19 protein-coding genes are annotated in these 22,771 nt (G+C 70.6%); 5 read left to right on the top strand and 14 right to left on the bottom strand.

Going from position 1 to position 22,771, the window contains the following annotated elements; all coding sequences use genetic code 11:
- Positions 1-9: 9 nt before the first annotated feature.
- Genes ACFWBD_RS04855 through tkt form a run of 7 tightly spaced genes read right to left on the bottom strand, consistent with a single transcriptional unit; the run spans position 10 to position 8,858 of the window.
- Entirely contained in the window at positions 10-603 is a 594-nt protein-coding gene (locus tag ACFWBD_RS04855; RefSeq protein WP_385662682.1) for a histidine phosphatase family protein, read from the bottom strand.
- Positions 604-611: 8 nt separating this feature from the next.
- The gene (gene gnd, locus ACFWBD_RS04850) at positions 612-1,493 is read right to left on the bottom strand and encodes a phosphogluconate dehydrogenase (NAD(+)-dependent, decarboxylating) (RefSeq protein WP_385662884.1); all 882 of its coding nucleotides are present in this window, start codon (positions 1,491-1,493) and stop codon (positions 612-614) included.
- A gap of 18 nt (positions 1,494-1,511) precedes the next feature.
- A complete protein-coding gene (pgi, locus tag ACFWBD_RS04845) occupies positions 1,512-3,152 on the bottom strand; it encodes a glucose-6-phosphate isomerase (RefSeq protein WP_385662679.1) in 1,641 nt (546 codons plus the stop codon).
- Complete coding sequence (gene opcA, locus ACFWBD_RS04840; RefSeq protein ID WP_351759817.1) at positions 3,145-4,080, bottom strand: glucose-6-phosphate dehydrogenase assembly protein OpcA; 936 nt, start codon at positions 4,078-4,080, stop codon at positions 3,145-3,147. The genes pgi and opcA overlap by 8 nt, the downstream gene beginning before the upstream one ends.
- Positions 4,077-5,621, bottom strand: coding sequence for a glucose-6-phosphate dehydrogenase (zwf, locus tag ACFWBD_RS04835; RefSeq protein WP_385662676.1), 1,545 nt, complete (start codon positions 5,619-5,621; stop codon positions 4,077-4,079). The genes opcA and zwf overlap by 4 nt, the downstream gene beginning before the upstream one ends.
- Entirely contained in the window at positions 5,618-6,763 is a 1,146-nt protein-coding gene (tal, locus tag ACFWBD_RS04830) for a transaldolase (protein ID WP_385662674.1), read from the bottom strand. Before tal ends, zwf begins: the two co-directional genes overlap by 4 nt.
- Positions 6,764-6,782: 19 nt before the next feature.
- Positions 6,783-8,858, bottom strand: coding sequence for a transketolase (tkt, locus tag ACFWBD_RS04825; protein ID WP_385662671.1), 2,076 nt, complete (start codon positions 8,856-8,858; stop codon positions 6,783-6,785).
- A gap of 168 nt (positions 8,859-9,026) precedes the next feature.
- Here tkt and ACFWBD_RS04820 point away from each other — a divergent pair, with 168 nt between their 5' ends.
- Positions 9,027-9,929, top strand: coding sequence for a helix-turn-helix domain-containing protein (locus ACFWBD_RS04820; RefSeq protein WP_385662668.1), 903 nt, complete (start codon positions 9,027-9,029; stop codon positions 9,927-9,929).
- Positions 9,930-10,131: 202 nt separating this feature from the next.
- Here the strand turns inward: ACFWBD_RS04820 and ACFWBD_RS04815 are convergent, their stop codons facing one another.
- The 5 genes from ACFWBD_RS04815 to ACFWBD_RS04795 form a co-directional block, all read right to left on the bottom strand.
- Positions 10,132-11,526: a glycoside hydrolase family 16 protein gene (locus tag ACFWBD_RS04815; RefSeq protein WP_385662665.1), complete on the bottom strand. Its 1,395-nt coding sequence runs from the start codon at positions 11,524-11,526 to the stop codon at positions 10,132-10,134.
- A 170-nt stretch (positions 11,527-11,696) separates the two neighbouring features.
- Entirely contained in the window at positions 11,697-12,956 is a 1,260-nt protein-coding gene (locus ACFWBD_RS04810) for an Ig-like domain-containing protein (protein WP_385662663.1), read from the bottom strand.
- Positions 12,957-13,329: 373 nt separating this feature from the next.
- The gene (locus ACFWBD_RS04805; RefSeq protein ID WP_385662660.1) at positions 13,330-13,767 is read right to left on the bottom strand and encodes a GNAT family N-acetyltransferase; all 438 of its coding nucleotides are present in this window, start codon (positions 13,765-13,767) and stop codon (positions 13,330-13,332) included.
- Positions 13,768-13,861: 94 nt separating this feature from the next.
- Positions 13,862-14,644: an IclR family transcriptional regulator gene (locus tag ACFWBD_RS04800; RefSeq protein ID WP_385662658.1), complete on the bottom strand. Its 783-nt coding sequence runs from the start codon at positions 14,642-14,644 to the stop codon at positions 13,862-13,864.
- Between the two features lie 18 nt (positions 14,645-14,662).
- The gene (locus ACFWBD_RS04795) at positions 14,663-15,088 is read right to left on the bottom strand and encodes a MarR family winged helix-turn-helix transcriptional regulator (RefSeq protein ID WP_385662881.1); all 426 of its coding nucleotides are present in this window, start codon (positions 15,086-15,088) and stop codon (positions 14,663-14,665) included.
- A gap of 219 nt (positions 15,089-15,307) precedes the next feature.
- Between ACFWBD_RS04795 and ACFWBD_RS04790 the strand changes: the two genes are divergently transcribed.
- From ACFWBD_RS04790 to ACFWBD_RS04775, 4 genes are read left to right on the top strand one after another with little or no spacing between them, the layout of a single operon-like run.
- Positions 15,308-16,225 carry an SDR family NAD(P)-dependent oxidoreductase gene (locus ACFWBD_RS04790; protein ID WP_385662655.1) on the top strand — a complete coding sequence of 306 codons (918 nt, stop codon included), beginning with the start codon at positions 15,308-15,310 and terminating at the stop codon, positions 16,223-16,225.
- A 35-nt stretch (positions 16,226-16,260) separates the two neighbouring features.
- The gene (locus ACFWBD_RS04785; protein WP_385662879.1) at positions 16,261-17,136 is read left to right on the top strand and encodes an amidohydrolase family protein; all 876 of its coding nucleotides are present in this window, start codon (positions 16,261-16,263) and stop codon (positions 17,134-17,136) included.
- Positions 17,137-17,148: 12 nt separating this feature from the next.
- On the top strand, positions 17,149-18,654 hold the full coding sequence (locus ACFWBD_RS04780; RefSeq protein ID WP_385662652.1) for a long-chain fatty acid--CoA ligase: 1,506 nt from the start codon (positions 17,149-17,151) through the stop codon (positions 18,652-18,654).
- Between the two features lie 25 nt (positions 18,655-18,679).
- Complete coding sequence (locus ACFWBD_RS04775) at positions 18,680-19,135, top strand: MaoC family dehydratase (RefSeq protein WP_385662649.1); 456 nt, start codon at positions 18,680-18,682, stop codon at positions 19,133-19,135.
- 87 nt (positions 19,136-19,222) lie between these two features.
- On the opposite strand, the gene ACFWBD_RS04770 is transcribed toward ACFWBD_RS04775, so the two are convergent.
- Positions 19,223-20,890, bottom strand: a complete 1,668-nt coding sequence (locus ACFWBD_RS04770; protein ID WP_385662646.1) for a histidinol-phosphatase — start codon at positions 20,888-20,890, stop codon at positions 19,223-19,225.
- Between the two features lie 20 nt (positions 20,891-20,910).
- Positions 20,911-22,758: a LamG-like jellyroll fold domain-containing protein gene (locus ACFWBD_RS04765; RefSeq protein WP_385662643.1), complete on the bottom strand. Its 1,848-nt coding sequence runs from the start codon at positions 22,756-22,758 to the stop codon at positions 20,911-20,913.
- Between the last annotated feature and the right edge of the window lie 13 nt (positions 22,759-22,771).

Here is a 22,771-nt window from a genome sequence, read left to right as displayed (position 1 = left end):
GTCAACCGCCTATGCCCGTACGTTCCATTCGGCGATCACGGGCCGCCCGTGCTCCGTCGACAGACGACTCAGCGTGGCCGTGGCCAGCTGGAACAACCGTCCCTCGGCGGGCGGCAGGCCGAGCCGACGAGCCGTCAGCACCCGCAGGAAATGGGAGTGGGCGACGAGGACGACGTCACCGTCGTCGCGCGCCAGCGCGGTGTCCACCCGGGCCAGCACCCGGTCGGCGCGCCGGCCGATCTCCTCGGGCGACTCGCCGGGGCGACCGTCCGGGCCGGGAGGTACGCCGTCGGTCCACAGGTCCCAGGCGGGACGGGTGCGGTGTATCTCGTCGCTGGTGACGCCCTCGTAGCCGCCGTAGTTCCATTCGTGCAGGTCGGGTTCGGGCAGGGCGCCGGTGATGCCGGCGAGTTCGGCGGTGCGTGTCGCGCGGTGCAGCGGGCTGGTCAGGGCGAGCGAGAGGGTCCGGCCGCAGAGGAGCGGAGCGAGCGACTTGGCCTGCTCCTCACCGTGTCCGGTGAGAGGCAGGTCGGTGAAGCTGGTGTGCTGTCCCGACAGGCTCCACTCCGTCTCCCCGTGGCGGACCAGCAGCAGATCCCCCACGGCCGGGCCTACTTCTTCGCCGACTCGACGGCGTGGCCGCCGAACTGGTTGCGCAGCGCCGCGATCATCTTCATCTGGGGCGAGTCCTCCTGGCGGGAGGCGAACCGCGCGAAGAGGGACGCCGTGATGGCGGGCAGCGGTACGGCGTTGTCGATGGCGGCCTCGACCGTCCAGCGGCCCTCGCCGGAGTCCTCCGCGTAGCCGCGCAGCTTGTCGAGGTGCACGTCCTCGTCGAGGGCGTTGACGGCCAGGTCGAGCAGCCAGGACCGGATGACGGTCCCCTCCTGCCAGGACCGGAAGACCTCGCGCACGTTCTCCACGGAGTCCACCTTCTCGAGGAGCTCCCAGCCCTCGGCGTACGCCTGCATCATGGCGTACTCGATGCCGTTGTGGACCATCTTCGAGAAGTGCCCGGCGCCCACCTTGCCCGCGTGGACGTAGCCGTACGGTCCCTCCGGCTTGAGCGCGTCGAAGATCGGCTGCACCCTGGCGACGTGCTCGGCTTCGCCGCCGACCATCAGGGCGTAGCCGTTCTGCAGGCCCCAGACGCCGCCGGACACACCGGCGTCGACGAAGCCGATGCCCTTGGCGCCGAGCTCCTCGGCGTGCTTCTCGTCGTCCGTCCAGCGGGAGTTGCCGCCGTCGACGACCGTGTCGCCGCTCTGGAGCAGTCCGCCGAGCTCGTCGATGACGGACTGGGTGGCCGCGCCGGCCGGGACCATCACCCAGACGGTGCGCGGCGCTTCGAGCTTGTCGACGAGTTCGGCGAGATCGCTGACGTCGGAGACCTCGGGGTTGCGGTCGTATCCGATGACGGTGTGGCCGGCGCGGCGGATGCGCTCGCGCATGTTGCCGCCCATCTTGCCGAGACCGATCAGGCCCAGCTGGATCGATGTCATGTCAGTTCACTACTTCCTGAGTTCGCGGTAGGCGGCGACGAGAGCGGCGGTGGAGGGATCGAGGCCGGGGACCTCGGCGCCTTCCGTGAGGGCGGGTTCGACGCGCTTGGCGAGCACCTTGCCGAGCTCCACGCCCCACTGGTCGAAGGAGTCGATGTCCCACACGGCGCCCTGCACGAACACCTTGTGCTCGTAGAGGGCGATGAGCTGACCGAGCACCGAGGGGGTCAGCTCGGGGCTGAGGATCGTGGTGGTGGGGTGGTTGCCCTGGAAGGTGCGGTGCGCCACCTGCTCCTCGGGCACGCCCTCCGACCGGACCTCCTCGGCGGTCTTGCCGAAGGCGAGCGCCTGCCCCTGCGCGAACAGGTTGGCCATCAACAGGTCGTGCTGTGCCTTGAGTTCGCCGCTCAGCTCGTCGAGCGGTCGGGCGAAGCCGATCAGGTCGGCCGGGATCAGCTTCGTGCCCTGGTGGATCAACTGGTAGTAGGCGTGCTGCCCGTTGGTGCCCGGGGTGCCCCACACCACGGGCCCGGTCTGCCACCGCACGGGCCGGCCCTCGCGGTCCACCGACTTGCCGTTGGACTCCATGTCGAGCTGCTGGAGGTAGGCGGTGAACTTCGAGAGGTAGTGGCTGTAGGGGAGTACGGCGTGCGACTGCGCGTCGAAGAAGTTGCCGTACCAGATGCCCAACAGGCCCAGGATCAGTGGGGCGTTGGACTCGGCGGGCGCGGTCCGGAAGTGGTCGTCGACGATCCTGAACCCGTCGAGCAGCTCTCGGAACCGCTCCGGGCCGATGGCGATCATCAGCGACAGGCCGATCGCCGAGTCGAAGGAGTAGCGGCCGCCGACCCAGTCCCAGAACTCGAACATGTTGGCCGTGTCGATGCCGAAGTCCGCGACCTTCTCGGCGTTCGTGGACAGCGCGACGAAGTGCTTCGCGACCGCCTTCTCCTCACCGCCCAGACCCTTCAGCAGCCAGGTGCGGGCCGAGGTGGCGTTGGTGATCGTCTCGATCGTGGTGAAGGTCTTGGAGGCGACGACGAACAGCGTCTCGGCGGGATCCAGGCCGTGGACCGCCTCGTGGAGATCGGCGCCGTCGACGTTGGAGACGAACCGGAAGGTCAGCGAGCGGTCCGTGTAGGCCCGCAGCGTCTCGTACGCCATCGCCGGCCCGAGGTCGGAGCCGCCGATGCCGATGTTGACGACATTGCGGATACGGCGGCCCGTGTGACCGGTCCACTCGCCGGAGCGCACACGCTCGGCGAAGCCGCTCATCCTGGCCAGGACGGCGTGGACCTGGGGCACGACGTTCTCGCCGTCGACCTCGACCACGGCGTCCGCGGGGGCCCGCAGCGCGGTGTGCAGGACCGCTCGGTCCTCGGTGATGTTGATCTTCTCGCCGCGGAACATGGCGTCGCGCAGCCCGAACACGTCGGTGGCGGCGGCGAGTTCGCGCAGCAGGGCGAGCGTCTCGTCGGTGACCAGGTTCTTGGAGAAGTCGATGCGCAGGTCGCCGACGCGCACCACGTACCGCTCCGCGCGCTCCGGGTCCGCCGCGAACAGCTCCCGCAGAGGTGTCTGCCACCGGGCGCGGTGGTCCTTCAGCGCGGTCCACTCGGGCCGCTGGTCGAGCCGGGGGGTGTCAGACATGGGAGGGGGTCTCCTTGGTGCCCTCGCCGCGCAGGGCGATGGCGTACATCTCGTCCGCGTCGAGGCGCCTGAGCTCCTCGGCGATGAGTTCGGAGGTGGCGCGGACCTTCAGCGCGAGGGTGCGCGAGGGCTGGCCGGGCAGGGTCAGCGTGGCGAGCGGGCCCTCGGGGCGGTCGATGACGATCTCGCCGTTCGCGGTGCCGAGCCGGACGGCCGTGACGACCGGTCCCGGGGTGACGACCCGGTCGACGGTGACGTTCAGCCGGGCCTCCAGCCAGCGCGCGAGCAGCTCGGCGCTGGGGTTGTCGGCCTCGCTCTCGACGGCCGCCGAGGTGATCGGCACCTGGGCCTGGTCCAGTGCCGCCGCGAGCATCGAGCGCCACGGGGTGAGCCGGGTCCAGGCGAGGTCGGTGTCGCCGGGCGCGTACGACTTCACGCGCGCCGCCAGCGCCGTCAGCGGCCGCTCGACGGCGTACATGTCGGTGATCCTGCGCTGCGCGAGGGCGCCCAGCGGGTCCTTGGCGGGGTTCACCGGCGCGTCCACCGGCCACCACACGACGACCGGGGCGTCCGGCAGCAGCAGCGGCAGGACGACGGAGTCGGCGTGGTCGGACACCTCCCCGTACGTCCGCAGGATGACCGTCTCGCCGGTGCCCGCGTCGGCACCCACCCGGACCTCGGCGTCGAGGTGGGAGTTGGTGCGGTCGCGCGGGCTGCGGGCATGCCGCTTGATGACGACCAGGGTGCGCGAGGGGTGCTCGTGCGAGGCCTCCTCGGCCGCCTTGATCGAGTCGTAGGCGTTCTCCTCGTCCGTGACGATGACCATCGTCAGGACCATGCCCACGGCCGGTGTGCCGATGGCGCGGCGACCCTGCACCAGCGCCTTGTTGATCTTGCTTGCCGTGGTGTCGTCCAGGTCGATCTTCATGGCCTGCGCCAGCTCCGTCCGTCTCGTGCGAGCATCTCGTCGGCTTCCTCGGGTCCCCAGCTGCCCGAGGCGTACTGCGCGGGCTTGCCGTGCCGTGCCCAGTACTCCTCGATCGGGTCGAGGATCTTCCAGGACTCTTCCACTTCCTGGTGGCGGGGGAACAGGTTGGCGTCGCCGAGGAGCACATCCAGGATGAGGCGCTCGTACGCCTCCGGGCTGGACTCGGTGAAGGACTCGCCGTAGGCGAAGTCCATCGTGACGTCCCGGATCTCCATCGAGGTGCCCGGCACCTTGGAGCCGAACCGCACCGTGATGCCCTCGTCCGGCTGGACGCGGATGACGATGGCGTTCGCGCCGAGCTCCTCGGTCGCGGTGGCGTCGAAGGGGGAGTGCGGAGCGCGCTGGAAGACGACCGCGATCTCGGTGACCCGGCGGCCGAGGCGCTTGCCGGTCCGCAGGTAGAACGGCACGCCCGCCCAGCGGCGGTTGTCGACGTTCAGCCTCACGGCGGCGTACGTGTCCGTCGTGGAGACCGGGTCGATGCCGTCCTCCTCCAGATAGCCGGGCACCTTCTGGCCGCCCTGCCAGGCGCCCGCGTACTGCCCGCGCACGGTGTGCCTGCCCAGCTCCTCCGGCAGTTTCACGGCCCTGAGCACCTTGAGCTTCTCGGTGAGCAGCGCGTTCGCGTCGAAGGCGGCGGGCTCCTCCATGGCCGTGAGGGCCATGAGCTGGAGCAGGTGGTTCTGGATGACGTCACGGGCGGCACCGATGCCGTCGTAGTAGCCGGCCCGGCCGCCGATGCCGATGTCCTCGGCCATCGTGATCTGCACATGGTCGACGTACGACCGGTTCCAGATCGGCTCGAACATGGTGTTGGCGAAGCGCAGCGCCAGGATGTTCTGGACGGTCTCCTTGCCCAGGTAGTGGTCGATGCGGAACACCTGGTCCGGCTCGAACACGTCGTGCACGACCGCGTTCAGTTCCTGCGCGCTGGCCAGGTCGTGCCCGAAGGGCTTCTCGATGACCGCCCGCCGCCAGGAACCCTCCGGCCCCCTGGCCAGCCCGTGCTTCTTGAGCTGCTCGACGACCTTGGGGAAGAACTTCGGCGGTACGGAGAGATAGAAGGCGAAGTTGCCGCCCGTGCCGCGGGAGGAGTCCAGCTCCTCGACCGCGTCACGCAGCTGCTTGAACGCCGTGTCGTCGTCGAAGTCGCCGGGGACGAACCGCATGCCCTCGGCGAGCTGCTGCCAGACCTCCTCGCGAAACGGCGTGCGGGAGTGCTCGCGCACCGCGTCGTGGACGACCTGCGCGAAGTCCTGGTCCTCCCAGTCGCGGCGGGCGAAGCCGACGAGCGAGAAGCCCGGCGGGAGCAGACCGCGGTTGGCGAGGTCGTAGACCGCCGGCATCAGCTTCTTGCGGGACAGGTCGCCGGTCACGCCGAAGATGACGAGGCCGGAGGGGCCCGCGATGAGGGGCAGGCGCCGGTCGCCGACGTCCCGCAGGGGGTTCTCCCAGGCCGCGCCGAGACTGCTGGTGCTCATTCCGCGTCAACTCCCTTGCTCATCAGCGACTTCGTGACCGCGTCCAGAAGGTCCTGCCACGCCACCGCGAACTTGGCGACACCCTCGTCCTCCAACTGGGTGACGACCTCGTCGTAGGAGATGCCGAGCGCCTCGACGGCGGCGAGGTCGGCATGCGCCTGGGCGTAGCCGCCGGTGACCGTGTCACCGGTGATGTCGCCGTGGTCGGCGGTGGCGTTCAGCGTGGCCTCGGGCATGGTGTTGACCGTGCCCGGTGCGACCAGATCGTCCACGTACAGCGTGTCCTTGTATGCAGGATCCTTCACACCGGTGGATGCCCACAGCGGACGCTGCTCGTTCGCCCCGGCCCCGGCGAGCGCGGTCCAGCGGTCGCCCGCGAAGACCTCCTCGTACGCCTCGTAGGCCAGCCGCGCGTTGGCGAGCGCCGCCCTTCCCTTCAGCGTGCGGGCCGTGTCGGTGCCGAGCGCGGTGAGCCGCTTGTCGATCTCTGAGTCGACGCGGGAGACGAAGAAGGAGGCCACCGAGTGGATCGTGGACAGGTCCAGGCCCTTGGCGGCGGCCTTCTCCAGGCCCGCCAGATAGGCGTCGACGACCTCGCGGTAGCGCTCCAGCGAGAAGATCAGCGTGACGTTGACGCTGATGCCGAGGCCGACGACCTCGGTGATCGCCGGGAGACCGGCCCGCGTCGCCGGAATCTTGATCATCACGTTGGGGCGGTCGACGAGCCAGGCGAGCTGCTTGGCCTCGGCGACGGTGGCGGCGGTGTGATGGGCCAGACGGGGGTCGACCTCGATCGAGACCCGGCCGTCACGACCACCCGTAGCCGTGTATACAGAATGCAGAATATCGGCTGCGGCCCGCACATCGGCCGTCGTCATCATCCGTACGGCCTCGTCGACCGTGACACCCCGCACCGCCAGGTCGGCGAGCTGCTCCTCGTAACCCTCGCCGGAGCCGATCGCGGCCTGGAAGATGGACGGGTTGGTGGTGACGCCGACGACGTTCTTCGTCTCGACGAGTTCGGCGAGGTTGCCGGAGGCGATCCGCTCGCGTGACAGGTCGTCCAGCCAGATGGAGACGCCCTCGGCGGAGAGGCGGTCCAGTGCTCCCGCGGTCGCGGTTGCTTCGGTCACTTCGATCATCTTCTTTCTGGCGGTCGGATCAGCCACGCGCGGCGGAGAGGGATTCCCGGGCCGCGGCGGCGACGTTCTCGGCGGTGAAGCCGTACTCGGCGAACAGGGTGTCGGCGTCGGCGGAGGCGCCGAAGTGCTCGAGGGAGACGATGCGTCCGGCGTCCCCCACGAACCGGTGCCAGGTGAGGCCGATGCCCGCCTCGACCGCGACGCGGGCCTTCACCGCCGGCGGCAGGACGCGGTCGCGGTACTCGCGCGGTTGCTCCTCGAACCACTCCACGGACGGCATCGACACCACCCGCGCGCCGACGCCCTCGGCCTCGAGCGTCTCGCGCGCGGCGACGGCCAGCTGCACCTCGGAGCCGGTGGCGACGAGGACGACGTCGGGGGTCGCGGTCGAGGAGTCCACCAGGACGTAACCGCCCTTCGCCGCGTCCGGGTCCGGCGCGTACGTCGGCACGCCCTGACGGGTGAGGGCCAGACCGTGCGGGGCCGGCCGGGTGGCGTGCCGCTTCAGGATCTCGGCCCAGGCGATCGCCGTCTCGTTGGCGTCGGCCGGGCGGACGACGTTCAGGCCCGGGATGGCACGGAGCGAGGCCAGGTGCTCGACCGGCTGGTGGGTGGGGCCGTCCTCGCCGAGACCGACGGAGTCGTGCGTCCACACGTAGGTCACCGGCAGCTGCATCAGCGCCGACATCCGGACGGCGTTGCGCATGTAGTCGGAGAACACCAGGAAGGTGCCGCCGTAGACGCGGGTGTTGCCGTGCAGCGCGATGCCGTTCATCTCCGCGGCCATCGAGAACTCGCGGATGCCGAAGTGGACCGTACGGCCGTACGGGCTCGCCCCGGGCAGCGGGTTGCCCTCGGGGAGGAAGGAGGAGGTCTTGTCGATGGTGGTGTTGTTGGAGCCGGCCAGGTCGGCGGAGCCGCCCCACAGCTCGGGCAGGACCGCCCCCAGCGACTGGAGCACCTTGCCGGAGGCGGCGCGGGTGGCGACCGGCTTGCCGGGCTCGAACACCGGCAGCGCGTCCTCCCAGCCCTCGGGCAGCTGACCTGCCAGGACCCGGTCGAACAGCTGGGCGCGCCCGGGGTCGGCGCCGCGCCACTTCTCCAGTTGCTTGTCCCAGACCGCGTGGGCCTGCGCGCCCCGGTCGAGGGCGGCGCGGGTGTGCGCGAGGACCTCGCCCGAGACCTCGAAGCTCTGCTCCGGGTCGAATCCGAGGAGCCGCTTGGTGGCGGCGATCTCCTCCGCGCCGAGGGCCGAGCCGTGGGAGGCCTCGGTGTTGCGGGCGTTCGGCGCGGGCCAGGCGATGATCGTGCGCAGCGAGATGATCGAAGGGCGTCCGGTCTCGGCCTGCGCCGCCTTCAGGGCCGCGTACAGGGCGGGGACGTCGACGTCGCCGTCCTCGGTCGGCTCGACGCGCTGCGTGTGCCAGCCGTAGGCCTCGTACCGCTTCAGCACGTCCTCGGAGAAGGCGGTGGCGGTGTCGCCCTCGATGGAGATGTGGTTGTCGTCGTAGACGAAGACGAGGTTGCCGAGCTTCTGGTGGCCGGCGAGCGAGGAGGCCTCGGCGGAGACGCCCTCCTCCAGGTCGCCGTCGGAGACGATGCCCCAGACCGTGTGGTCGAACGGGGACTCGCCCCGCGGGGCGTCGGGGTCGAACAGACCGCGCTCGTAGCGGGCGGCCATGGCCATGCCGACGGCGTTGGCGACGCCCTGGCCGAGCGGTCCGGTCGTCGTCTCGACGCCGGCGGTGTGCCCGTACTCCGGATGGCCGGGCGTCTTCGAGCCGTGCGTACGGAAGCTCTTCAGGTCCTCCAGCTCCAGCTCGTAGCCGGAGAGGAAGAGCTGGGTGTAGAGGGTCAGCGAGGTGTGGCCGGGAGACAGGACGAAGCGGTCGCGACCCGTCCACTCGGGGTCCGCCGGGTCGTGTCGCATCACCTTCTGAAAGATCGTGTACGCGACCGGGGCCAGGCTCATGGCCGTTCCGGGGTGGCCGTTGCCCACCTGCTGCACGGCATCCGCCGCGAGAAGGCGTGCGGTGTCGACGGCACGCCGGTCAAGTTCGGTCCACTCGAAGTTGTTCGGTGTCTGCGTGCTCATCTTCAAGAAATCCTCGATAGGAGGGGGTCTGCTGCTCTTCTGTGTTCAAACCTAAAAGTCTGACTTTTACGAAGGAAGGTCTCCCTGTGTCAGCCTGTGGTGAAAGTGGGACACCCGTCGGCGACACATGAGCGCCACGGAGCGGCAACTGGGCGGCACGGACAGGACATGGTGGACACAAGTACCCAAGACGGCACCGGTGAGGGCATCAGGACCTTTCCCTTTCCCGTCGAACTCAGCGTCGGCGGCGTCGGCATGCAGGTGGGCCCGATGGGCACCGGCCGCACCTGGCACACCGACGCACCGCTGGACCGTGTGCACCGCATCGACTTCCACGTGGTGATGCTCTTCGACGACGGCCCCGTCCGCCACATGATCGACTTCGCCGAGCACGAGGCGAGGGCCGGCGACGTGCTGTGGATCCGCCCGGGGCAGGTCCACCGTTTCTCGCAGTCGAGCGGGTACCGCGGAACGGTCCTGACCATGCAGCCCGGTTTTCTGCCCCGCGCCACCGTCGAGGCCGCGGGCCTGTACCGCTACGACGTGCCGCCGCTGCTGCACCCGGACGGGCGCCAGCTCGCGGGCCTGCGCGCGGCACTGACGTATCTGCGCGGGGAGTACGACGACGGCGGCGCCGACGGCACGCTGCCCCTGAGTCTGCACACGGCGGTGCTGCGGCACTCCCTCACCGCGTTCCTGCTGCGGCTGGCGCACCTCGCGGCGAGCAGCGCGGAGGCGGCGCGCAGCCGGGCCGACACCACGTTCACGCTCTTCCGGGACGCCGTGGAGCGGGACTTCGCCACCAACCACAGCGTCAGCGCCTACGCCGACGCGCTCGGCTACTCCCGCCGTACCCTCGTGCGCGCGGTCCGCGCCGCCACCGGCGAGACGCCCAAGGGCTTCATCGACAAGCGTGTCGTCCTGGAGGCGAAGCGGCTCCTGGCCCACACGGACCTGCCGATCGGCCGGGTCGGTGCGGCGGTGGGCTTTCCCGACCCGGCGAACTTCTCCAAGTTCTTCCAACTGCACACGGGAAACACCCCGGTGGCCTTTCGCGCGGAACTGCGCTGAGGCGACCGGGGTGCGTTTCGACCGAGGGTGTCAGACCGGGGCGGCGCCCTTCCTCACGTAGCGGCCCTCGTACGGGTCCGCGACGAGCCGCGGCCGCGGCCGCGGCTGAACGTCTCGGCGGCAGGTCGCGCTCGTCGCACCCGCGGCGCCGGGAGCCGACCTGTGTCCACAGGTCGACCGCCCGGCGCCGCGCGGCCCTCGGTCAGTGGCCGAAGGTGAACCAGTTGACGTTCACGAAGTCCGCGGGCTGGCCGCTGGTGAAGGTCAGATAGACGTCGTGGGTCCCGGTGACGGAGCTGATGTTCGCCGGGATCGTCCGCCATGACTGCCAGCCGCCGGTGTTGGCCACCGCGAAGCTGCCGACGGGCGTGGCGGTACGGCTGTCGAGACGTACCTCGACCAGCCCGCTGACCCCGCCGGCCGCACCGCCGGCGACCCGCGCGCTGAACTGGGTCGCCGCCGAGGAACCGAAGGTGACGCCCTTGTACACCGCGTAGTCGCCGTTCGCGAGGGAGCCGATGTCCTGGCCGCCGCCGGTGTCGGTGGTCGTCTCGGTGACCGTGCCGGAGTGGCTGTCGTACGACTCGGCCTGGATCGTGCCGTAGGCGTCACGGCTGCCGGTCGGCGGGGGAGTCGTGGTGCCGCCCCCGCCGCCCGCGGCCTGCAGTACCTGCACGTAGTCGACCACCATCGGGTGGCCAGGCTGGGTGTCGCCGTCCAGACCGCCGCCGAAGGCGTCCGGGAAGCCGCCGCCCATCGCGACGTTCAGGATCACGAAGTAACCGTGGTTCGTCGCGTTGGTCCATGTCGTCGCGTCGACCTGGTTCGCCGTGACGGTGTGGTAGTTGACGCCGTCGACGTAGAACCGGATCGCCTCGGGGCTCACCGAGCGGTCCCACTCCATGCTGTAGGTGTGGAAGCCGGACTGGCAGGTGGTGTTCGGACACGCGACGGAGTTGCCGATGCCGGTGGTCTCGTTGCACGGGCCGCCCGGGTTGGTGCCGCAGTGCATCGTCGACCAGACCTTGTTCAGGCCCTGGACGTTCTCCATGATGTCCAGCTCGCCGACGCCCGGCCAGTTCTGGTAGTTGCCGCGGTAGGGCGCGCCGAGCGCCCAGAACGCGGGCCAGTAGCCCTCGGCGGCGGTGCCGGTCACGTTCGGCATCTGGATGCGGGCCTCCACCCGCAGTTTGCCGCCGGACGGGGGCTGGAAGTCGGTGCGGGTGGTCTCGATGCGGCCCGAGGTCCAGCGGCCCGCGGAGTCGCGCAGTGGGGTGATGCGCAGGTTGCCGTTGCCGTCGAGTGAGACGTTGCCGGTGCTGTTGGTCATCGTCTCGACCTCGCCGGTGCCCCAGTTGGCAGGCCCGCCGGGGTACGAAGTCCCGGTGCTGTACTGCCAGTTGGAGGTGTTCACCCCGGTGCCCGAGGCGCCGGTGAAGTCGTCGAGGAAGACCTGCGTCCAGCCGGTCGGGGGCGTGGGCGCGGAGGCGTTCGCGGGCAGGGTGACGGCCGCCGCGGCGGCGGCCGCGAGGCCGAGGGTGCTGAGCACGGCGACGAGTGCGCGTCGCCGTCTGGGTATGCCGGAGGTTGCACTCATGGGGGTGGGCCTCTCGGGTACGGAGTGATGGGCGCGGGTGTCCTCAAGAGTGCTTGAGAGCGCTCTCAAAGTGGGCCCAATGTGCTCTCCGTCCCGGAGGCCGTCAAGACTTAAAGCAAGGAAAGTCCTCTCGGGGCAAGGAAGTTCATGGCTTGAACCACGCAAACGTGCTAAAGCGCGCTGCCCGCGGTCCAGTCCGCCCAGGAGAGGTTCCAGCCGTTGAGGCCGTTGGCCGCCTCCACGGTCTTCTCGCCCGAGTTCCTGACGATCACCACATCGCCGAGCATCGAGCTCACGTAGTACTCGTAGCCCGCGACCGAGCTGTCGCTCGCGCCCTTGGCGTCGTGCAGGCCGACGCAGCCGTGGCTGGTGTTCTGGCTGCCGAATATCGAGGTCGAGGCCCAGTAGTTGCCGTGGATGAAGGTGCCGGAGGTGGTCAGACGCTGGGCGTGCGGGACGTCGGAGATGTCGTACTCGTCGCCGAGGCCGACGGTGGAGGACTCCATCCGGGTCTGCTTGAACCGCTCGCTGATCACCATGATCCCGGACCAGGTGGTGTGCTCGGAGTCGCCGCCTGAGACGGGGTAGGTGGCCAGGGTCGCGCCGTCGCGCTTCACCACCATCGTCTTGCTCGACAGATCCACGGTGCTGATCTGTGCGCGTCCGATGTGGAACGTGACGTCCTTCGACTGCATGCCGTATACACCATTCGAGCCCTCGACGTCCTTCAACCGCAGCCCGAGGGTGATGGTCGTCCCGGCCGCCCAGTACGTCCTCGGCCGGAAGTCCAGCCGGGTGTCGCTGAACCAGTGTCCGACGATCTCCACGGCCGGCTCGGCGGTCACCGCGATCGCCTTCTCCACGGCGGCCTTGTCGGACACGGCGTGCGAGAAGTTGATCGAGACCGGCATGCCCACGCCGGAGGTGGAGTTCGCCTCGGGGGTGAAGTAGCCGACGAAGGTCTCGCCCGGGGACTTGGTGGTGAAGGTGGCCGTCTGCGCGTCGGCGCCCTCCAACTGGGCGGTGACCGTGTACTTCGTCCCGGAGTACGGGTGGGCCGTGGACTTCCATGTGGTCCCGGCCTCGTCGAGGGAGCCCGCGAGCGTCGAGCCGTCGTTGCCCGTCACCTTCACGGAGGCGAGCGTGCCGTCGGTCACGGTGACCTCGACGGGGCTGGTGAAGGCCGCCTTCTTGGTGCCGTCGGCGGGGGTGACCGAGATCACCGGCTGTCTGGCGGCCGCCGAGGCCTTCGTGGACGCGGAACCCGACGTCCCGGCCCCTGTCGTCGTGTTCTCCGAGGCGTCCTCCGACCCGGAGCTGCACCCGGTCAGCGCGACGGCCGGTACGGCCCCGAGCACGCCCAGGATCCCGCGCCGGGACCAGCCCCCCGGCTGCTGTTCGGACCGGTTCGATATGTGCGAGACGCCCACGGCACGCCTTCCTGAGTTGTCCACCTTTGCGCGTGCATCCTGCGCCTCCCAGATGGGGCGATCCTTTGAATCCCCGGGTCGAAACCTGAGATTCCTGTGAGGACGGCCTGAGAGGCGCTGCTGCCCACCGGGGTGACACCCCCGGACTCGTCCGGCGGGGCCGGCACGCACCGGATCGCCGGAGGAAGGTGCGAGGGCTCGTTCGTAGGGGAGGGGACCGCCGCGGCTCGCCGCACGGGGGAGGGGGCGACCCGCCCCGGCCACACCTGCCCCACAAGCTCACGCCGGGCTTTCGGGCTCACGCCGGGCTTTCGGCCTGCGCCTGGCTCGGGCCCACGCCCGCCGCCGGTCCCCGTTCCCGGCCCGTGGTGTTCTACGAGAGCGGGTGGTCGTAGCGGATGAACCCGTTGAAGGCGGCCACCTTGTCGTACAGGGTGCGGGCGGTGGTGTTGTGCTGCTGGGTGGACCAGTACAGCCGGGCGGCGCCCCGCTCCCGCGCCGCCTCGGCCACCCGCTCGATCAGCGCCCGTGCCACCCCTCTGCCACGCACCGCCTCGTCGACATAGAGGTCCTGGAGGTAGCAGCTGTCCGCCATCCAGGCCGAGGCGTGGAACAGGTAGTGGGCGATGCCCACCAGCCTCCCGTCCGTCCGGGCGCCGACGGCGTGCACCTCGCTGCCCTCCTGAAGGCGTCGCCACATCTCCTCGTACCCGTCGTCGGGCACCTCCGTGCGGTAGAACGCCTTGTAGCCGCGCGCCAGCACTTCCCAGGCGGCGCGGTCCTCGGGGCCCAGTGGACCGATCTCCATCATGGTCGTGCATTCTCGCCGGGGGCCCCCGAGTCACCAACCGGGTTTCGGGTGTGCCGCGGGGGTTTCGGGTGTGCCGTGGGGAGGGTGCGGCGACTCACCCGGGCCCCCGGCTGTCGGGCTGCCAGCCCAGGGCCCGGGAGATCCCGCGTGCCGCGAGGCGTACGGCCGGTGCCAGCACCGGTACCTGTGCGTCGGCGTGCGGGACGACGACCGACACGGCGGCCGTCACCGCACCGCCCGGGCCGCGCACCGGGGCCGCCACCGACAGGGCGTCCTCGGTGACCTGACGGCTGCTCACCGCGACGCCGGCCCGCCGGACTTCGGCCAGCACCCGGCGCAACCGCACCGGATCGGTGATGGTGTGAGCGGTGTAGGCGGCCAACGGCCCAGCGCAGTAGGCCTCCTGGAGTTCGAAGTCGCTGTGCGCCAGCAGGGCGAGCCCCACGCCGGTGACATGCAGCGGCCAGCGGGCGCCCACCCGGATGTGCACACCGACCGCCGAACGCCCCGACAACCACTCGGTGTAGACCACCTCGGACCCGTCCCGCACCGCCAACTGCACGTTCTCGTGCGTGGCTTCGTACAGGTCCTCCAGGAACGGCAGCGCGACCTGCCGCAGCGCCAGGCCGCGCGGGGCCAGTGCCGCGACCTCCCACAGCCGCAGCCCCACGTGGTACAGGCCGGACGGGTCCCGCTCCAGGGCGCCCCACTCGGTCAGGGCGCTCACCAGCCGGTGCGCGGTCGTCAGGGTCAGGCCGGCGCGTCGGCTGATGTCGGTCAGGGACAGCGCGGGGTGCGTGTGGTCGAACGCGGCGAGCACGGCCAGCAGCCGTCCGGGCGCGGAGCGGGCGGTCACGGCGAGGGCGCCCTGGTCCATCGGGTCCTCCTCACGGCATCAGGCGAGTCCGTCCTCGGCGATCCGCCGCAGCAGGCTGTGCAGCGTCTCGCGTTCGGCCGGGTCCAGGGGGTCCAGCAGTTCGTTCGTCACCCGCAGGCCCGCCTCGTCGGTGCCGCGCAGGAACGCGCGGCCGTCCTGGGTGAGGGCGACGATCCGGCTGCGGCGGTCGTCCGGTGCCGGGCGGCGTTCGGCGAAGCCCAGCTTCTCCAGGTCGTCGACCAGGCCGACGATCGCGCTGGGGTCATAGCCGAGCCGTGCGCTCAGCTCCCGCTGGAGGGCGCCCTCGCAGGTGGCGAGGAAGCGCAGCACCGCGTAGTGGCGCAGCCGCACCCCCGACTCCTGGAGGAAGGTGTTGAACAGCTGACCCGAGCGCAGTCCCAGGCGGTACAGCAGGTATCCCGTGTCCGCGTGCAGCCCGCGCATCCAGGGCTCGTCCGCGTCGATCGGGGCGGCGTTCACTGCGTTGTCCTGGCGGGCGATGGCGGGCTCCCTGGGCTCGGTCCCCTTCCGGGGTGGTTCGACGTACGGATTCCAGCATGACGCACCCATAGGACGACAACAACTATTGACGACAACAATTATTGCTCTTAGCTTCGATCTCGTAGTCAGCACCCCGCGCACCCCATGTGAAGGGACACCGTCGTGCCCAGCATCGATCTCACCGGCAAGGTCGCCGTCGTCACCGGCAGCGGCCGGGGCCTCGGCCTCGCCTACGCCCATGCCCTGGCCGCCCGCGGCGCGTCCGTGGTCGTCAACGACGTCGACGAGGCCGTGGCCGGGCAGGCCGTGAAGTCCCTCGTCGCGGCCGGCGGCAGGGCGGTCGCCGAGGTGGTCCCGGTCGGGACGACGCAGGCCGCCGACCGGCTGGTGAACCGTGCCGTGGAGGAGTTCGGCCGGCTCGACATCCTGGTCACCAACGCGGGCATCCTGCGCGACAAGGTGCTGTGGAAGATGACCGACGACGACTTCGACGCGGTGATCGCCACCCACCTCAAGGGCACCTTCACCTGCGCCCGCGCCGCCGCCGTACGGATGCGCGAGCAGGGCGAGGGCGGCACGCTGATCCTCGTCGGCTCCCCGGCCGGTCAGCGGGGCAACTTCGGCCAGACGAACTACGCGGCCGCCAAGGCCGGCATCGCGGCCTTCGCCCGCACCTGGTCCATGGAGCTGGGCCGCGCGGGCATCACCGTCAACGCGATCGTCCCCGTCGCCGCGACCGCGATGACCGAGACCATCCCCGCCTTCGCCCCCTATGTCGAGGCCCTGAAGAACGGCGAGCCGTTCCCGGACTTCCTGCGCAAGGGCGAGGGCTTCGGCACCCCCGAGGACTGCGCGGCCCTGGTGCCTTTCCTGGCCTCCGAGGCCGCCCGGGGCATCACCGGCCAGGCCATCGGCATCGGCGGCGACAAGGTGGCACTCTGGTCGCATCCGCAGGAGATCCGCACGGCCTACGCCGACGGCGGCTGGACGCCCGAGACGCTGGCCGACGTCTTCCCCACCTCGGTCGGCGCCGAGCTCCAGACCGTCGGCATCCCGGCCCCCACGTTCCCGGAGGCGTGATGAGCCCCTCCACGACCCCCGCCGCGACCCCGTCCATGAACGTCGACGAACTGGTCGCGATCGACGTCCACACCCACGCCGAGGTGTCCTCCAAGGGGCACTCCTCGCTGGACGACGACCTGCACGACGCCTCCTCCGCCTACTTCAAGGTCGAGGGGAAGCGGAAGCCCACCCTGGAGGAGACGGCCCGCTACTACCGTGAGCGGAGGATGGCCGCCGTGATCTTCACGGTGGACGCCGAGTCCGCGACCGGCACGGCGCCCGTCCCGAACGAGGAGGTCGCCGAGGCCGCCGCCGCCAACGCCGACGTCCTCATCCCCTTCGCCTCCATCGACCCCTTCCGGGGGAAGGCGGGCGTGAAGCAGGCCCGGCGCCTGGTCGAGGAGTACGGGGTGAAGGGCTTCAAGTTCCACCCCAGCATCCAGGGCTTCTTCCCCAACGACCGCTCGGTGGCGTACGACCTGTACGAGGTGATCGAGGAGACGGGGACCATCGCCCTGTTCCACACCGGTCAGACGGGCATCGGCGCCGGAGTCCCGGGCGGCGGCGGGATCAGGCTCAAGTACTCCAACCCGCTGCACGTGGACGACGTGGCGGCCGACTTCCCGCACCTCAAGATCATCCTGGCGCATCCGTCCTTTCCCTGGCAGGACGAGGCCCTCGCCGTCGCCACGCACAAGCCGGGCGTGCACATCGACCTGTCCGGCTGGTCGCCCAAGTACTTCCCGCCGCAGCTCGTGCAGTACGCCAACACGCTGCTGAAGGACAAGGTCCTCTTCGGCTCCGACTTCCCCGTCCTCACCCCCGACCGCTGGCTCGCCGACTTCGACAAGCTGACGATCAAGGACGAGGTGAAGCCGAAGATCCTCAAGGAGAACGCCGCCCGTCTGCTCGGGCTGACCACACCGTAAGGGGCGTGGAAGATGCGCAACGAGGGACTGGGGTCCTGGCCCGCACGCCGGGCCCGTAAGACCCCGCACCGCACCGCCCTGGTCCACGGTGAGCAGTCGACGGACTATCGCACACTGCATACACGCACCACGCGCCTGGCCCACGCCCTGCGCGCCCGGGGCGTGCGGCGCGGCGACCGCATCGCCTACCTGGGCCCGAACCACCCCTCCTACCTGGAGACCCTGTTCGCCGCCGGCAGCCTCGGCGCGGTGTTCGTCCCCCTCAACACCCGCCTCGCCGGCCCCGAGATCGCCTACCAGCTCGCCGACTCCGGCGCCAAGGCGCTCGTCTACGGCCCCTCGCACGCCGGTCTGGTCGCCGGACTGCCCGGGAACACGGACGTCCGGACCTACCTCGAGGTCGGCGCCGAGTACGAGAGGGAGCTCGCCGCGGCCTCCGACGAGCCGATCGACACGCCGGTCACCCCGGACGACACCTGCATCATCATGTACACCTCGGGCACGACCGGCCGCCCCAAGGGCGCCATGCTCACGCACGGCAACCTCACCTGGAACGCGGTCAACGTCCTCGTCGACACCGATCTGACCGCCGACGAACGCGCCCTGGTCTCCGCGCCGTTGTTCCACACGGCGGGCCTGAACATGCTCACCCTGCCGGTGCTCCTCAAGGGCGGCTGCTGCGTCCTGGTCAAGGCCTTCGACCCGGAGGCCACCTTCGGCCTGATCGAACAGCACCGGATCACGTTCATGTTCGGGGTGCCGACGATGTTCGAGCAGATCGCCCGGCACCCGCGCTGGGCGGCCGCGGACCTGTCCAGTCTGCGGATCCTGACCTGCGGTGGCTCCCCGGTGTCGACGCCGCTGATCGCCGCCTACCAGGAACGCGGGCTCACCTTCCTCCAGGGCTACGGGATGACCGAGGCGTCCCCCGGCACGCTGTTCCTGGACGCCGAGCACTCCGTCAGCAAGGCGGGCTCGGCCGGCGTCCCGCACTTCTTCAGCGACGTACGCGTCCTGCGCCCCGACCTCACCCCCGTCGAGGTCGGCGAGACCGGCGAGGTCGTCGTCCGCGGGCCGCACGTCATGCCCGGCTACTGGGGGCTGCCCGAGGAGACGGCCGCCGCCTTCGCCGACGGCTGGTTCCGCAGCGGGGACGCGGCCCGGGTCGACGAGGACGGTTACGTGCATATCGTCGACCGCATCAAGGACATGATCATCTCCGGTGGGGAGAACATCTACCCCGCCGAGATCGAGGACCTGCTCCTCGCCCACCCCGACATCGTGGAGTGCGCGGTCATCGGCGTGTCCGACGACAAGTGGGGCGAGGTGCCGCGCGCGGTCGTCGTGCCCCGCGAGGGCGCCTCGCTGGACCCCGACGAGGTGCTGGCCTCGCTGTCCGGGCGGCTCGCCAAGTACAAGATCCCCAAGTCGGTGGTGGTGGCGGACGAACTCCCGCGCACCGCCTCCGGAAAGCTCCTGAAGTCCCGGGTGCGCTCCCGGTTCGGCACCGACTCCTGAACGACTCTCCTGTGAGGAACGGAATATGAGCATCACCGTCAACGGTCTCGACGAGCTGAAGAAGCTGGCCGGAAGCGACCTGGGCACCAGCGAATGGATCGAGGTCACCCAGGAGCGCATCGACACGTTCGCGGACGCGACCGGGGACCACCAGTGGATCCATGTGGATCCCGAGCGGGCGGCCGCCGGGCCCTTCGGAGCGCCGATCGCCCATGGGTACCTGACCCTCTCCCTGTTCATCCCGCTCTTCACCGAGCTGCTGGACGTCCAGGGCGTCACGACGAAGGTCAACTACGGGCTGAACAAGGTGCGGTTCCCCTCACCGGTCAAGGTCGGTTCGCGGATCCGGCTGACCGGGAAGCTGACGGAGGTCGAGGAGGTGCCGGGCGGGGTGCAGATCGCCGTCGACGGGGCGATCGAGATCGAGGGGGGCGCGAAGCCGGCCGCGGTGCTGCAGAGCCTGTCGCGCTTCTACGCGTAAGGCTGCGCCGTCAGGGCTTGACGTGGTGAGGAACTGCGGGACCGCTGTGGCTGGTCGCGCAGTTCCCCGCGCCCCCTTCGGGGCGCCTCAGCCCACGACGTCCACGAAGATCGGGTTGGAGTAGAACCAGGTGTCCGCCCACGGGTCGCCGTTGCCCGGCTCGTGCGGGATCGGGCCGTGCGGGTCCACGGAAGCGCCCAGGTAACCGGTTCCGTTCCGGTTGCCGTCGCTGCCGCGCAGACGGAGGTAGCAGGACTCGTCGCCCACCGCGACCGGGATCCGCAGGGTGTAGGTCCCCTTGCGGCCGCTCACGTCCGTCGTGCGGACGACCCTCGTGTCGGGAGCCCGCCAGGTGTCGCGGTCGGACACCGCGCCGCGCACCGCGCCCCGGATCACGTCCACGTGCGCCAACTGCGGCAGGATTCCCTGGGGGTTGGGGCGGGAGGCGCTGGTGACGGTGATCTCCAGGGTCAGTTTCTCGCCCTTGCGTACCCGCAGCCGGCCGCCGAGCGTGACGCCCCGCCCGGTGCCGTGCTCCCGCCGCAGCCGGATCTCCAGGCCGTCCAGCAGATGCCCGTGGTCCAGCCAGACCCGGCCCTCGCGCAGGCCCGTCATCACCGCGCGGTAGCCGTAGCGGGTCACGCCGACGTGGGTGCGGCTGAACTGCCCCGGCCAGAAGTCGCTGCCGGGCTGCGGGGTGTCGGTGTGCACCGGATCGGGCAGCCTGCCGGTGTTGTCGAAGTTCTGCCCGGCGGGCCAGTCGCCGTTCTTCCAGGTGTCGAGGACGGTCCGGTGGTTGTCGGAGTTGGTGGTGACCGAGAACAGCCGGCCCTCGGCCAGCATCGAGTCCCACAGGCCGCCCACGGTCGCGGTGGCCCAGTCGAAGCCGCCGTACGTGAGGTAGGCGTCCGCCGGGTAGCCCGCCCAGGACTGGGCGGACGGCTTGTTCTCGTACTCGCCGCGGATGGACGTGGCGCCGCGCAGGCCGGGGATCGCCGCGCCCTGGGCGCCCGGCGCGCCCTCCATGCCGATCACGATCTCGGGGGCCGCGTCGCGCCAGTTGCGCATCTCGTGCGGGGAGTCGATGCCGAGGCGCAGCGGGTGGTTGGCGAAGACGAGGACGTCGTCGACGTAGCCGGTGCGGCGCTGCTCGGCCAGCCATCTGACGGCCTTGACGGCGTGCGCCTCGTTGCGGGCGGTGTCGGCCGCGCCGGCGGCGCCCTCGGTGTAGTTGAGCAGCTTGCCGTCGTAGGCGAGCTCGAACCGTGTGAGCAGGTCCGTCTCGTGCGGGCCGGGGGCGGCGAACACCGTGCAGTGCTCGGCGGCCGGGATGTACCACTCCAGGCCCTGGAAGATCAGCTGGCGCGGGTTCGCGGCGCGGGCCCCGAGGATCTCCTCGTGCTCCAGCGCGGCGCCGTAGGAGGCGTGCCCGAAGTTGGAGTGCTCGTTGAACACCATCCAGTCGAGGCCGTACCGGGCGGCGGCCCGGGCCTGCTGGGAGAAGGTGTACTTCGCGTCATGGCTGTAGACGGAGTGGACGTGGTGGTCGCCCACCAGGTAGGCGAGACGCGGGTCGTCACCGCCGTGGCCCCGGCCGGCGGCGGCGACGGCCGGGGTGGCCGCGCCGCCGAGGGCGAACGCGGCGCCGAAGAGGCCCGCGCGGCGCAGAAGTCCGCGCCTCGACACGCCCTGGGCGTCGAGAACGGCGGGCGGGACGGACGGGTCGGCCCAGGCGGGCAGCTGCTGCTCGGTCACGGTGATCCTCGTGAAGAAGGTCAGTGGTTCATGAAGGAGGTGACGGGCAGCGCCCGCGAGACGATCCGGACGTCGCCGAGGCGGCCGTGCAGGATCTGGTCGATCTGTCCGCCGTACTCGTAGCCGCCGAGCAGCCACGGCAGCCCGACGGAGGTGATGCCCACGGACGCCGCCTTCGGGTTGCGCACCGCCGGGCAGCCCTCGACGTACAGCGTGGTGTGCCTGCCGTCGTTGACGACCGCGAGGTGCCACCAGGTCTCCAGCGGGGTCTCCTGGGCCCAGTTGGTGGCGATGCCCTCCTGGTTCAGCGGACGCATGGCCCACTGCGGTTCCCGGTCGTCGGACAGGGAGAGGGTGGCGAGCGGCTCGTCGGGGTCGTCGCCGCTCCTGCCCGCGGCGCCGCCCGTTCCGGTCCGGCTGACCAGTCCCGACCAGGCGTGGTGCGAGGGGTCCCAGTCGGCGGGGAGGCGGTAGAACGCCTCGATGGTGTAACCGTTCCTGAAGGTCGCCGAGTTGAGCGGGGCACCGTCGACCGTGCGCAGGTAGGCGCCCTTCAGCGGGGACTTGTATCCCCGGAACTCCAGGCTGCCGTGGCCAGGTTGGTCGGGGTGGTGGTCGGACGACCAGGTCAGGGCGCCGTCGCCCACCGTCACGAGGGCGAGGTCGTTACCGCGTCCGGACAGGTCGCGTACGGTGCCGCCGACCGCCGTACCGTCGTCGTGGCCGTCGAACCGCCAGTAGGCGACCGTGTCGCGCACCAGTACCCTCGACACGGGACGGGAGGGGCGCGCGGGCACCGGATGGAAGCCCGCGAAGCGCTCGGCGAAGTCGATGTCGACCGTGAACCGGTCGGCGTCGCCGCTGAGTTCGGTCTCCTGCCGCTCCAGCTCGTTGAGCCCCTTCGCGGCCCGGCCGAGGATCCACGGGGAGACCGTCTCCACGTCGATGACGTTCCGGTCGAGGTCGAATCGGTAGAGGCGGATCATCGCCGCGCCGCCGAAGTACCGGTTCTGATAGTTCGTCAGGTGCAGGTGGACGTCATGTCCGGCCGTGTTCTGGCGCGTCGCCCGGCCGGCGGGCCAGTAGTGCCCGTTGAGGGTGAGGAAGATCTGGTCGTGGTCCTCGATCAGCCGGTCCCACAGCTGCTGCCCGTACGCCGACAGCGAGTCGTCCTCGACGACCAGCTCGTGCGTGGTCAGGACGACCGGGGTCCTCGGGTGCCGGGCGAGCACGTCGGCGGCCCAGGCGTACCCCTTCTCCGACAGCCGCCAGTCCAGCGCCAGCACCAGCCACTCCCGGCCGCCCGCCCGGAACAGGTGGAAGGTGTTGTAGCCGTCGGGGGAGGCCCCGCCGAACGTGGGCTTCCCCTGGAAGCGCCGCGGACCGAAGGCGTCCAGGTACGGGGTCGCACCGCGCTGGTCGGTCGTCGACGACTTCACGTCGTGGTTGCCTGCCAGCACGCTGTAGCCGACCCCGCGCCGGTCGAGCAGCCCGAACGCCTCGCTGATCGCGGTGACTTCGTCCTTCGCCCCGTTCTGGGTGAGGTCGCCGAGGTGGGACAGGAACACGAGGTTCTCGGCACCGTCGTCGTCGCCGCGCTCCAGTAGGTAGCGCAGGGACGCCTCGACCGGTGCCTTGTCGATGCTCGGGCCGTCGAAGAGGTACTGCGTGTCGGGCATGACGGCGAGTGTGAAGCGGCGGCTCTCCGGGTCCGGGCGCCACTGGGCGGAGGCCGCCTCGGCGGTCGCCGGAGTCGCGAGGCCGACCGTGGCGGCCGCGCCGAGCAGCGCGGTGGCCCGGAGGAAACCACGTCTTCCGGCACCGGCCTGCGCGGCCTCGCCCTGATCGTGGGCATGCGAAGTACACACGTGTGCTCCGTAG

Origin of the sequence: Streptomyces sp. NPDC060002 (genome assembly GCF_042737245.1) — a bacterium.
In the GTDB taxonomy this organism is placed as follows: Bacteria; Actinomycetota; Actinomycetes; order Streptomycetales; family Streptomycetaceae; genus Streptomyces.
Note: the sequence above shows the minus strand (reverse complement) of the source record. Positions and strands in the feature narration are given on the sequence as shown.

Coding starts and splice junctions, on each gene's coding strand:
- ACFWBD_RS04785 (WP_385662879.1), top strand. CDS start 16,261: ATGAACGTCGACGAACTGGTCGCGATCGACGTCCACACCCACGCCGAG.
- ACFWBD_RS04775 (WP_385662649.1), top strand. CDS start 18,680: ATGAGCATCACCGTCAACGGTCTCGACGAGCTGAAGAAGCTGGCCGGA.
- ACFWBD_RS04805 (WP_385662660.1), bottom strand. CDS start 13,767: ATGATGGAGATCGGTCCACTGGGCCCCGAGGACCGCGCCGCCTGGGAA.
- ACFWBD_RS04795 (WP_385662881.1), bottom strand. CDS start 15,088: ATGCGCGGGCTGCACGCGGACACGGGATACCTGCTGTACCGCCTGGGA.
- ACFWBD_RS04780 (WP_385662652.1), top strand. CDS start 17,149: ATGCGCAACGAGGGACTGGGGTCCTGGCCCGCACGCCGGGCCCGTAAG.
- zwf (WP_385662676.1), bottom strand. CDS start 5,621: ATGAGCACCAGCAGTCTCGGCGCGGCCTGGGAGAACCCCCTGCGGGAC.
- tal (WP_385662674.1), bottom strand. CDS start 6,763: ATGATCGAAGTGACCGAAGCAACCGCGACCGCGGGAGCACTGGACCGC.
- ACFWBD_RS04815 (WP_385662665.1), bottom strand. CDS start 11,526: ATGAGTGCAACCTCCGGCATACCCAGACGGCGACGCGCACTCGTCGCC.
- ACFWBD_RS04820 (WP_385662668.1), top strand. CDS start 9,027: ATGGTGGACACAAGTACCCAAGACGGCACCGGTGAGGGCATCAGGACC.
- opcA (WP_351759817.1), bottom strand. CDS start 4,080: ATGAAGATCGACCTGGACGACACCACGGCAAGCAAGATCAACAAGGCG.
- ACFWBD_RS04800 (WP_385662658.1), bottom strand. CDS start 14,644: ATGGACCAGGGCGCCCTCGCCGTGACCGCCCGCTCCGCGCCCGGACGG.
- pgi (WP_385662679.1), bottom strand. CDS start 3,152: ATGTCTGACACCCCCCGGCTCGACCAGCGGCCCGAGTGGACCGCGCTG.
- tkt (WP_385662671.1), bottom strand. CDS start 8,858: ATGAGCACGCAGACACCGAACAACTTCGAGTGGACCGAACTTGACCGG.